Source organism: Marinomonas sp. CT5, from assembly GCF_018336975.1.
GTDB lineage: Bacteria > Pseudomonadota > Gammaproteobacteria > Pseudomonadales > Marinomonadaceae > Marinomonas.
Genome location: NZ_CP025572.1, coordinates 2,386,905 through 2,397,061, shown reverse-complemented (window position 1 = coordinate 2,397,061; position 10,157 = coordinate 2,386,905). Strand labels below are relative to the sequence as shown.

9 protein-coding genes and 5 tRNA genes are annotated in these 10,157 nt (G+C 40.7%); all 14 read left to right on the top strand.

Going from position 1 to position 10,157, the window contains the following annotated elements; all coding sequences use genetic code 11:
• The first annotated feature begins 12 nt into the window (after window positions 1-12).
• The 14 genes from C0J08_RS11265 (at window position 13) to C0J08_RS11200 (ending at window position 10,048) form a co-directional block, all read left to right on the top strand.
• Window positions 13-87 (top strand) — tRNA-Gly (locus C0J08_RS11265).
• A gap of 50 nt (window positions 88-137) precedes the next feature.
• Window positions 138-213 (top strand) — tRNA-Glu (locus tag C0J08_RS11260).
• A gap of 53 nt (window positions 214-266) precedes the next feature.
• A tRNA-Glu gene (locus C0J08_RS11255) sits at window positions 267-342 on the top strand.
• A 42-nt stretch (window positions 343-384) separates the two neighbouring features.
• Window positions 385-459: transfer RNA gene (locus tag C0J08_RS11250), tRNA-Gly, on the top strand.
• A gap of 14 nt (window positions 460-473) precedes the next feature.
• Window positions 474-549 (top strand) — tRNA-Glu (locus tag C0J08_RS11245).
• Window positions 550-597: 48 nt separating this feature from the next.
• On the top strand, window positions 598-1,425 hold the full coding sequence (pabC, locus tag C0J08_RS11240; RefSeq protein ID WP_212652078.1) for an aminodeoxychorismate lyase: 828 nt from the start codon (window positions 598-600) through the stop codon (window positions 1,423-1,425).
• Window positions 1,412-2,443, top strand: coding sequence for an endolytic transglycosylase MltG (gene mltG, locus C0J08_RS11235; protein ID WP_212652077.1), 1,032 nt, complete (start codon window positions 1,412-1,414; stop codon window positions 2,441-2,443). Before pabC ends, mltG begins: the two co-directional genes overlap by 14 nt.
• 12 nt (window positions 2,444-2,455) lie before the next feature.
• Window positions 2,456-3,094 (top strand): dTMP kinase, encoded by a 639-nt coding sequence (tmk, locus tag C0J08_RS11230; protein ID WP_212652076.1) that lies wholly within the window; start codon window positions 2,456-2,458, stop codon window positions 3,092-3,094.
• Window positions 3,095-4,033, top strand: a complete 939-nt coding sequence (gene holB, locus C0J08_RS11225) for a DNA polymerase III subunit delta' (RefSeq protein WP_212652075.1) — start codon at window positions 3,095-3,097, stop codon at window positions 4,031-4,033.
• Window positions 4,034-4,040: 7 nt separating this feature from the next.
• Complete coding sequence (locus C0J08_RS11220; protein ID WP_212652074.1) at window positions 4,041-4,850, top strand: TatD family hydrolase; 810 nt, start codon at window positions 4,041-4,043, stop codon at window positions 4,848-4,850.
• 176 nt (window positions 4,851-5,026) lie between these two features.
• Window positions 5,027-7,489 (top strand): Lon protease family protein, encoded by a 2,463-nt coding sequence (locus tag C0J08_RS11215; RefSeq protein WP_212652073.1) that lies wholly within the window; start codon window positions 5,027-5,029, stop codon window positions 7,487-7,489.
• Between the two features lie 525 nt (window positions 7,490-8,014).
• Window positions 8,015-8,440, top strand: a complete 426-nt coding sequence (locus tag C0J08_RS11210; RefSeq protein WP_212652072.1) for a cytochrome b562 — start codon at window positions 8,015-8,017, stop codon at window positions 8,438-8,440.
• Window positions 8,441-8,501: 61 nt separating this feature from the next.
• Window positions 8,502-8,861, top strand: coding sequence for a hypothetical protein (locus C0J08_RS11205; protein WP_212652071.1), 360 nt, complete (start codon window positions 8,502-8,504; stop codon window positions 8,859-8,861).
• A gap of 125 nt (window positions 8,862-8,986) precedes the next feature.
• Complete coding sequence (locus C0J08_RS11200) at window positions 8,987-10,048, top strand: AraC family transcriptional regulator (RefSeq protein ID WP_212652070.1); 1,062 nt, start codon at window positions 8,987-8,989, stop codon at window positions 10,046-10,048.
• Window positions 10,049-10,157: the final 109 nt, after the last annotated feature.

The window sequence follows — 10,157 nt, the reverse complement described above, 5'->3', positions numbered from 1 at the left end:
GGGTGGTCGAATGCGGGAATAGCTCAGTGGTAGAGCACAACCTTGCCAAGGTTGGGGTCGCGAGTTCGAGCCTCGTTTCCCGCTCCATTTCCTTTTAGAAAAGGAAAATAGTTGTAGCACTATAAAAGCTAAGATGTGTCCCGTTCGTCTAGAGGCCTAGGACACCGCCCTTTCACGGCGGTAACAGGGGTTCGAACCCCCTACGGGACGCCACTTTCAAAGTGTCGTTAAGAAAGTGTGTATATAGATATGTAATGATGTTTTATGTCCCGTTCGTCTAGAGGCCTAGGACACCGCCCTTTCACGGCGGTAACAGGGGTTCGAACCCCCTACGGGACGCCATTATTCAAGCCCTCTATTTTAAAAAGTAGAATGGCTAGCTTTGCGGGAATAGCTCAGTGGTAGAGCACAACCTTGCCAAGGTTGGGGTCGCGAGTTCGAGCCTCGTTTCCCGCTCCATTTCGATTTTATATGTCCCATTCGTCTAGAGGCCTAGGACACCGCCCTTTCACGGCGGTAACAGGGGTTCGAACCCCCTATGGGACGCCATTCTTTTTTGCGCTATCATAGCTAACCTTAATTTTTGAGTTTTTAGCCATGACTTGGTTTGTCAATTACAGGTTGGATACTTCGGTTTCCGTTGCTGATCGTGGTTTGGCTTACGGTGATGGTGTATTCGAAACCATAAAAACACGGCCTAAGCAATTCGTACAAATTCATTATCATCTTGCACGCCTTTATCGTGGGCTCTCTAAGCTCGGGATGGCATTTTCTCCGGAGCAAAAACAAAGGCTTTTCGAGTTTTTGCATACACAAGCTCTACCTCTTATTAATGAAGAATCTGTTGTTAAGATTATTGTGACTCGCGGTAAAGGAGGAAGAGGGTATTTACCGCCAGAACACTGTATTCATTCTGTTATTATCGGTATCCTACCCGCTCCAAATTATCTAGATCAGCAGAGCAAAGGGGTTTCACTATCAGTTTCGCCAGTCCCCGTTAGCATTAACCGTTTTTCTGCTGGTTTAAAGCATTTAAATCGGCTTGAAAATGTTATGGCTAAGCAATATTTATCAGCCCCCGATTTTGAGTCGGTTATGCTGAACACGAATAAGGAATTGGTTGAATGTATTCAAAGTAATCTTTTTTGGTGGCGTAAGGGGATTTTGTTTACACCTTCTCTTGAATTGTCAGGTGTGCAAGGGACATATCGTAGAAAAATTATAGAATGTCAATCTCATTATAATGTTCAAGTAGGTCGTTATTTATTGAGTGACTTGATGTCTGCTGATGAAGTCTTTATCACCAACAGTTTGATGGGCATTGTCCCTGTAACGCGTGTCGCTAATGTAGCTTTTCCCATAGGGACTTGTACGCGCAAATTACAATTTTTAATGCAAACTAAGGATATGCATGGGGTTATTTAAGTGGTTCTATCGTGTTGTTTTTTTGTCTATTACACTGCTAGCTATTTTAGCTGGTTACTTATACCACGCCATTACAGTGCCTACAGGCTTAACAGCTGATAAAGTATTCGAGGTTCATGCTGGTGATACTGCTCATAGCTTAGGATACGAACTGACAAAAAAAGGTTTTATTGATAACCCATATTTAACTCGTGTTGTAGCAAAGCTTCACCCAGACTGGGTACCTAAAGTGGGCCAATATGCGATCAAGCCAAAAATGAATTTATTGGATATGATGGCTTTGTTCGATTCTGGACAGTCTATTTTTTATTCCATTACGTTATTGGAAGGAAAGACAACACGCGACTTTTTGCTTGCGATGAAAGCCAGTGGCAATATCACTATGACCCTACTTGATGCGTCAAATGAAGAGATAGCGCAAAAAACAGGGCTTGATGTGTTGCATCCAGAAGGGCAATTTTTTGCTAATACCTACCGTTACCATGATGGCGATACGGATGTAAGTATTCTTAAGCATGCTCATGCATTGCTAAATCAAACTTTAACTGATTTATGGAAAAATAAAGCGCCAGATTTGCCTTATAAATCGCCTTATGAGGCTTTAATTATGGCTTCTATTATTGAAAAGGAAACTGGAGCCGCTTTTGAACGACCACTGATTTCTCAGGTATTTATTAGTCGCCTAAAAAAAGGGATGCGTTTACAAACGGACCCAACTGTTATTTATGGGCTAGGAGATTCCTTCAAGGGCAATTTAACCCGTAAAGGATTACAAGATTCATCGCCTTATAACACATATCGTTTTTATGGCTTGCCTCCAACCCCTATTGCGAATGTCGGTCGAGGCGCTATAGAGGCTGCTCTCAATCCTGAAGATACCCAGGCTTTGTATTTTGTCGCAAAAGGGGATGGTACCCATGCGTTTTCTAATACTTTAAAAGAACATAACCGCGCGGTAAGAAAGTATCAGTTTAAACGCCGAGAAGACTACCGATCGACTCCGGTAATAACGAAATAGAGGAAAGTGACAATGAGAGGTAAATTTATTTCGCTTGAAGGTGGGGAAGGGAGCGGTAAAACAACAGCTATTCATTTTATTCGGGAATGGCTAGATTTTCACGATATTCCTTATGTCATGACTCGTGAACCGGGTGGAACTCCTCTTGCAGAAGAGATTCGCCAACTTATTTTAACGCCACGCGACGAAGCCGTGAATGATGTCACTGAATTATTACTGGTTTTTGCTTCCAGAGCACAACATATTGCCGAAAAGATAAAGCCTGCTTTAGATAAAGGTTTTTGGGTCATTAGTGATCGCTTTCTGGACTCCAGTTATGTTTATCAAGGCAAAGCTCGTGGTGGCGATTTGGCAATGTTAGATCAACTTGCTGATTGGGTTGTTAGTGATAGCAAACCGGATGCGACGTTGCTTTTGGATGTTCCTGTAGAATTAGGGCAAAAGCGTGTTGTTCTGCGTAACCATCAAGATCGTCTTGATAAAGAGTCATTGAGCTTCCATCAAAAAGTACGCGATGGCTTCCTTGATCGTGCAAAAGCTGACTCTCAACGGGTAAAAATAATTGATGCTAGCTTGCCTTTGGATGCTGTTAAGCAACAGATTGAAGAGCAACTTAGACAATTAAACAAGGCGTGGGCTGATGAGGCTTAAATGACAAATATTGCTCACTGGCTACACCCTTGTCTACAACAAGTACAAGCTCTTAAACAGGCTAAGGCTCTTTCGCACGCTTTATTAATTACCGGTGCCGATGGTGTCGGTCAGGAAGAATTGGCCAGGGAAATGGTCAAAGATCTTATGTGTGAAAGTGACCAAGCGGCTGCGTGTGGAGTGTGCCATTCATGCCAATTAATGCGAGCAGATACACACCCTGATTTTCGTGTGCTAGATGGTGAGACTTCTAGCATTAAAGTGGATCAAATACGTTTATTGGTAAGACAGATAAGTCAAAAACCTCAAGTTGGGCAAAATAAAGTTGTGTTGATTACTCATGCACAAGCAATGAATATAAATGCGGCAAACGCAGTATTAAAAGCCCTTGAAGAGCCAGCAGATCGCACATATTTTGTTTTAACGAGCTCCCAATCAACCAGTCTTTTGCCAACAATAAGAAGCCGCTGTTTATTAGTCAATGTGCCAACACCTAGCATAGAACAAGTAAAACAGTGGTTAACAGAAGACTCTGAGGGGGAAGTATTAAGTGGCTTATTTTGGTTAACGACTGAGCCTTTTCGCCTTAGATCGATTCAACAGCAAGGAAAAATACAGCTCTACGCAGATTTACCTGATCAACTAAGTTTGATGTTACAAGGTTCAATTTCTGTCAACGTGTTTTTAAAAGGCTTAGATAATAGTAATGTGGAAGATTACTGTAATGGATTAGCCGCGATACTTCATCAATGTATTTGTCATTCAACTGGTGCGCCGATAGATGAGGCATTACAGGATGTATACGACAGACTTATTGTTCGTCTTGGTATTCAAGCGATGATGACGCGCTATCAAACTATACAAAACCTTAAGTCAGACCTTCAAAAAACAAACTTAAACCCCATAATGCAACTCACACACGAATTGAATCAATGGTAAACCCACTATGTTAATTGATACCCATTGCCATCTTGATATGCTTGATTTGGCACCATACAACAACGATCTTCATTCTGCCATCGATGCGGCTTACCATAAAGGCGTCAGACAGTTACTTACTATTTCTGTTGATCTTAATAAAATGGACAGGGTTTTAAGTTTTACCCGTCGTGATGGTGTGTATGCTAGTTGTGGTGTTCATCCATTGCAAAGTGAAGGCTTAGTAACAAATGAATCATTACTACGTCAGTATTGCGCAGATCCTAAAGTGATTGCGATTGGTGAAACTGGCCTAGATTATTTCTATGAAGCTTCAGAGCAAGCTCATGATGCACAGAAGGTGAGTTTTATGCATCATCTAAAGGCCGCAGGAGATTTAGAGCTACCCGTTATTGTTCATACAAGAAATGCTAAGGCAGATACTTTGTCTTTAATTAAGCAATACGGCAACCCCAACACGGCGGGTGTATTGCACTGTTTCACAGAAGATTATGAAATGGCAAAGGCGGCTTTGGATGAGAACTATTTGATTTCTATTTCCGGTATTGTCACTTTCAAAACAGCCCAAGATTTAAAAGAAACAGTGCGAAAGTTGCCGTTGGATTCCTTGCTTGTAGAAACCGATGCACCTTATTTAGCCCCTGTGCCATATCGCGGTAAGAAAAACGAGCCGCAATATGTTTCTGAAGTGGCTCAGTACGTGGCGGACCTAAAGGGAATTCGTTATGAAGCATTACTTGAAGCCACTGCCGCAAACTTTCATCGAGTATTTACGAGGGCTAATCCTCAACATCAGCTTCAACTAAGTGCTGTTTAATGAATAACCTTTGTTTTCAGGTAAAAAGCGATGCTATCCGCACTTCCGTATGGTCGAACTGAAAGCAGAATGTTAGTCTCAACACATTGTATTTATTTAACATATTTGAAAGAAGAGCCTTCTTCTTTCGCAAGCCTATTTTCTGACTGGCTTGTTAGACTTAAGGAAATCCATTAATGTCCAACATGGTAACTTCTCTACCGTATCAAGCTCTTTCAGCCAAAGTTCCTGCAGACCACCTGACATTCGAAACCTTAAATGATATCGAGCCTCTTAGCGGTATTTTAGGTCAAGAGCGTGCTGTAGAAGCCATTCAGTTTGGTGTTGCTATGCAGCGTCCGGGTTACAACATTTTTGCTATGGGCGATTCAGGAACAGGTCGTTCTTCCTATGTGTTGAGTTATCTCCGTAGTGAAGCAAAACGTCGACCAGCGCCTAATGAGTGGGCATATATTAATAATTTCACTGAAAGTCACCGTCCTAAGGCGATAGAGTTTGCTCCGGGCCAAGCATCAGAATTTGAGAAAGAAATTCGTGGCTTGATTGATGGCTTGATGGCGACTTTTCCTGCGGCCTTCGAAAATCCAACCTACCAGCAACAAAAAAGCATCATTGATCGAGCTTTCAATGATCAATATGAAGCGGCTATTAACAAAGTAGAGAGAGTCTCTGGAAAAATTGGTGTAGCCATGTTCCGTGATGCCTCATCTGTAAGCTTTGCACCGATGAAAGAAGGTAAAGCATTAGAAGAAAATGAATTTGCTGCATTAACGGATGAAGAACGAGACGCGTTTCAAGAAGGCGTTTCTACTCTAGAAGGCTTGTTAAACGAAGAGTTATTGGGGCTGCCACAATGGAAGCGTGCCACTTATGAACAGATTCGTCAGTTGAATTTGGATACGGTAAAAGAAGCGCTAGATCCCTTGATGGCTGGTTTGTTCGAAAAGTATCAAGACAATGATCATATAGTCTCTCATCTTAAAGCCTTAAGAGAAGACCTAGACAAAACCATTATTGATCAAATGGCGGATGATAAAGCGTCTGAAAATCGTGACGAAGTTGGTCGTCGTCAATTCTACGAAGAATTGTATTTACCTAACATCGCTATTACTCATGAGCCGAACGGTGGTCAACCAGTGGTATATGAGCCTCACCCAACGTATCGTAATTTGTTTGGGCAAGTTGAACACAGTAGTGATCAGGGGATGTTGGTTACAAACTACCGTTTGATTCGTTCTGGTAGCTTGCATGCTGCCAATGGCGGCTATTTGATTCTGGATGCAGAAAAGCTACTGACAGATCATTATTTGTGGGAAGCACTTAAACGAGCACTAAAAAGTAAAACCATCAAAATAGAACACCCATATGCCGATATGGGCTTGATGAACACAATGACATTGTCACCACAAGATTTACCTTTGCAAGTAAAAGTAGTGCTAATTGGTGCCCGTGATATTTATTATTTATTGCAAGATGCTGATCCTGATTTCCAGGAAATGTTTCGTGTTTTAGTAGATTTCGATGACACATTAAAACGTTCAAAAGAATCTGAGTTATCTTTTGCACGCCTAATGAAAGATCGCGTTGATAAAGAAGAGTATGCCAATGTGACGCGAGATGGCGTAGCGGCTCTAGTTGAATACAGCAGTCGTTTGGCTGAGCATCAGAGAGAAATGGCAGCAAAAATTGGTGATGTATTTGAGTTATTAGGTGAAGCGGATTTTGTTCGTCAAATGGCGAAAGATAATGAAATCACCGCAGAACATATCTCGAGAGCTTTAAAAGCTAAGAAACATCGCACCGGCCGTGTTAGTGAAAAAATTATCGAGGAAATATTAGAAGGGACTGTTCTCCTTGAGAGTGATGGCTATGCTGTTGGTAAAATCAATGGTTTGACGGTTATGCAAATTGGCGATAGCAGTTTCGGCGCGCCAGCTCGCATTTCAACAACGGTTTACCCAGGTGGCAAAGGCATTATTGATATTGAAAGGGAATCGAACCTAGGTCAAAACATTCACTCTAAAGGGGTATTGATTCTGTCTGGTTATTTGGGCAACAAGTATGCTCAACGTTTTCCATTGGATATTTCTGCCTCTATTGCTATGGAACAAAGCTATGGTTATATCGACGGAGACAGCGCTTCGACCGCAGAGCTTTGTTGTTTGTTGTCTGCATTAACGCAAGTTCCATTACGTCAAGATCTTGCTATTACAGGATCTTTAAACCAATACGGCGAAATACAGGCGATTGGTGGTGTTAATGAAAAAATTGAAGGCTTCTTTAATGTTTGTCATGCTCGAGGTTTAACTGGAACACAAGGTGTTATTATACCGAAATCCAATACCGTCAATCTGATGCTCAATGATGAGATTATTCAGGCCGTTAAAGCGGGTCAATTTCATATCTATGCTATTTCAACAGCTGATGAAGCTTTACATTTACTAACAGGTATTGAACCGGGCGTCGTGAATGAAGAGGGTGAATACCCAGAAGGCACCGTTTCTGCAAAAGTCATTGAGCGTCTTGAAGCGATTTCTAAACTTGGTGAAGAAGAGGATGACGAAGAAGATGAATCCGATGACGATTCCACTCCTTCAAAGGTTGGTAAAGATAAAAAGTCAGAGAAAGACGACAAATAGGTTTTTTATAATTAAAGTTAACCAATGGCTTACGCTAATGTTTGCCATTGGTTCTTTTAATAAATTGCGCATTGCAACTGTCATTGACTAAAAAGAAAATCGTGTAATAAAGACTGGTCTCTTTAACATGAATATAACTAGCAACTTCTTTTCTTCTACTCGGTAAGTGTTTTTTTAGTATCAACGCTCTCTTAAAGGTTTTTCCTCCAGTTAAGTTTTGAGCGGCTTTATCCGCGGCCTGCTTGGCATCAAAATCACGACATTCTGCAAAAATTAGGCTTGAGAAGCATAAACTAACAAGCAGGTAACAAATCTGTATAAGTTTAAAAATAATTGCCCCCATCGTTGTTTATTAAAGAAGTGTTTTGAAACTTAATGAAGTTCATAAGATACAATTAGAAACCACTAGTGTCATCTAAGAAAAGGTCTCTTTGACTGTGTTTGAATTTAGTTCTGACATTAACTAGATGTTTTTTTAGAAAGCATGGTATTTTAGTTGTATTTTAAACTGTTGAGGTGTGTTTTATGAAAAAAGGTCTTTTTTTGGTCTCGCTTGTTTCGGTCGCTTTTTCGTCCGCTGTGTTCGCCCACGGTTCATGTGATACTACCTTGCATGGATATATGGAGAATATCAAAGATGAAATGCGTGCAATGTCATCGGATGTAAAGTCTGGAGATAGTCAGTCCGCGGTAAAACATGTTGATTCATTAATTACGTATTTCGAGAAATCACGCAGTGAAACCCCTCATAAATTTACTCATGGTGATTTAACAAATGCTGAATTAAAATCTCAAACAGCTGAATATAAAAAGGTTATTGATGACACGATCGTAGTGCTTAAGAACCTAGAAAGTGCATTGAAGTCAGGTGATTCTGCTAAAGTCAGAGAATTACTTGGTGCTATGGGTAAACAAAGAAAAATAGGTCACAGCTCTTTTAAGAATTGCTAATACTGCAGGATGACCTAGCGTGAATTCACTGCTACAATGCGCGCGATAAAGAGAGGATATTATGGCTCGTGTTAAAAAATCGCGCAGTATGCGTGGCAAACTTGGAAAGACTGGTTCTAAAGAGATGATGAAAGAGCAAAACAAAGCTCGTAAATCTTCATCAACTCGTCGTTTTGTTACCAAAAAGTCCAAAGAACGCAAAGAACAAGCGCAAAAGAAACTTGAACGTTTAGGATTGCTTCCAGAAAAGGAAGTCGAGGTGTCTCCTGTGCGCCCACGTCGTTTCGTTTTTGTAAAGCCTGCTGATGAAAAAGTAGAAAAAGCAAAGTTAGAAGCGATGGAAAATTCGGATAGTATAGAAAATGACAGTGAAGAGCTGTCTGTTGACGAGCTATTATCAGCTTTCACTGAAGATAAATAGCGAAGTTAAGCAAGCGAATAAAGGTAAAATGAAAAAGGCTGCATCTGCAGCCTTTTTTTATGGTAAAAAAGCACCAGACAATAAAAATTGTTAATTAAAATAAATTGTTAGAAAAGGTGGTAAGAGTGAAAGCTTCTGTTCCTATGTCGAGTGTTCGCTATCTTTTAAAAGCGGTTGAGAATCAAGGATTAGATCGCCAAGCCGTGTTAGACAGCTTAGAACTAACACAGGAAGAAATAGAGCGGAGTGATACATTCCCTGCTTACCGTTATGGAATGCTTTACCAAAAAATAATGTGGCTCATGCAAGATGAGTCATTTGGAATGCTAAGTGGTGGTAAAGTCCCCAATGGCACTTTTCGCATGATGTGTCTTTGTATCATCCACGCGAGAAGCCTGGCCCATGCTTTATATCGTTGCAGCGATTTTTATGAAATTTGCCGAGGGCCAACGGTAAAGCCAGTCTTGATTAAAAAAGGTCGTTTTGCCATGGTCACTTTTGCACCAATAGACTCTTCTAAAGGCAATATTGACGCTTTAGTTACCTCAGAATCTAATGAGCAATTAAGAACAACCCTCTCAATGTGGCATCACTTTATATGTTGGCTGATTGGCCGCCGTCTTAATTTAAAGGCGGCGTACTTTACCAATGAACGTCCCGATGACGTTGAATATTACAAAACCCTTTTTCAATCTGAAGTGAAATTTAATCAACACGCTAATGCGTTGGTGTTTCCCGCCAGTTATCTTGATATGCCTATTGTTCAAACCGAAGACAGTTTGAGGGGGTTTCTTAAAACCGCTCCCTATCAATTGTTAGTCATGGTGGAAAATGACAATAGCTTAAAATCACAAGTAATGGCGATGCTTGGAAAGGATTTTTCACGTGAGATGCCGAGTGCTGATGAAGTAGCAAGCGCACTAAATATGAGTGTATCGACATTAAGACGTCGATTAAATGATGAAAAAACATCCTACCAGAATATTAAAGATGACTGTCGTAAAGAAGCCGCGATTACCTACATGAATGCCCCCCAACTCAGCATTAATGATATTGCTGCTTTAATGGGGTTTGATGAGCCAAGTGCTTTTTTTCGTTCCTTTAAGAAATGGACTGGCATGACACCAGGAGAATATCGAAAAAGTGAGGAATATTTGAAATTTGGTAAGGCAATAAAGCGTACGTAGAATGTAGCTTGAGCAGGTTTGATATGACATATTGAATGTTTTTGTTAGAAATATAGGACTGAATTGTTATTGAGGAATTGGCTTAGTTTTTTCATTCTAGATGTATAAA

Coding starts and splice junctions, on each gene's coding strand:
- mltG (WP_212652077.1), top strand. CDS start 1,412: ATGGGGTTATTTAAGTGGTTCTATCGTGTTGTTTTTTTGTCTATTACA.
- C0J08_RS11210 (WP_212652072.1), top strand. CDS start 8,015: ATGAAAAAAGGTCTTTTTTTGGTCTCGCTTGTTTCGGTCGCTTTTTCG.
- holB (WP_212652075.1), top strand. CDS start 3,095: ATGACAAATATTGCTCACTGGCTACACCCTTGTCTACAACAAGTACAA.
- pabC (WP_212652078.1), top strand. CDS start 598: ATGACTTGGTTTGTCAATTACAGGTTGGATACTTCGGTTTCCGTTGCT.
- C0J08_RS11205 (WP_212652071.1), top strand. CDS start 8,502: ATGGCTCGTGTTAAAAAATCGCGCAGTATGCGTGGCAAACTTGGAAAG.
- tmk (WP_212652076.1), top strand. CDS start 2,456: ATGAGAGGTAAATTTATTTCGCTTGAAGGTGGGGAAGGGAGCGGTAAA.
- C0J08_RS11215 (WP_212652073.1), top strand. CDS start 5,027: ATGTCCAACATGGTAACTTCTCTACCGTATCAAGCTCTTTCAGCCAAA.
- C0J08_RS11220 (WP_212652074.1), top strand. CDS start 4,041: ATGTTAATTGATACCCATTGCCATCTTGATATGCTTGATTTGGCACCA.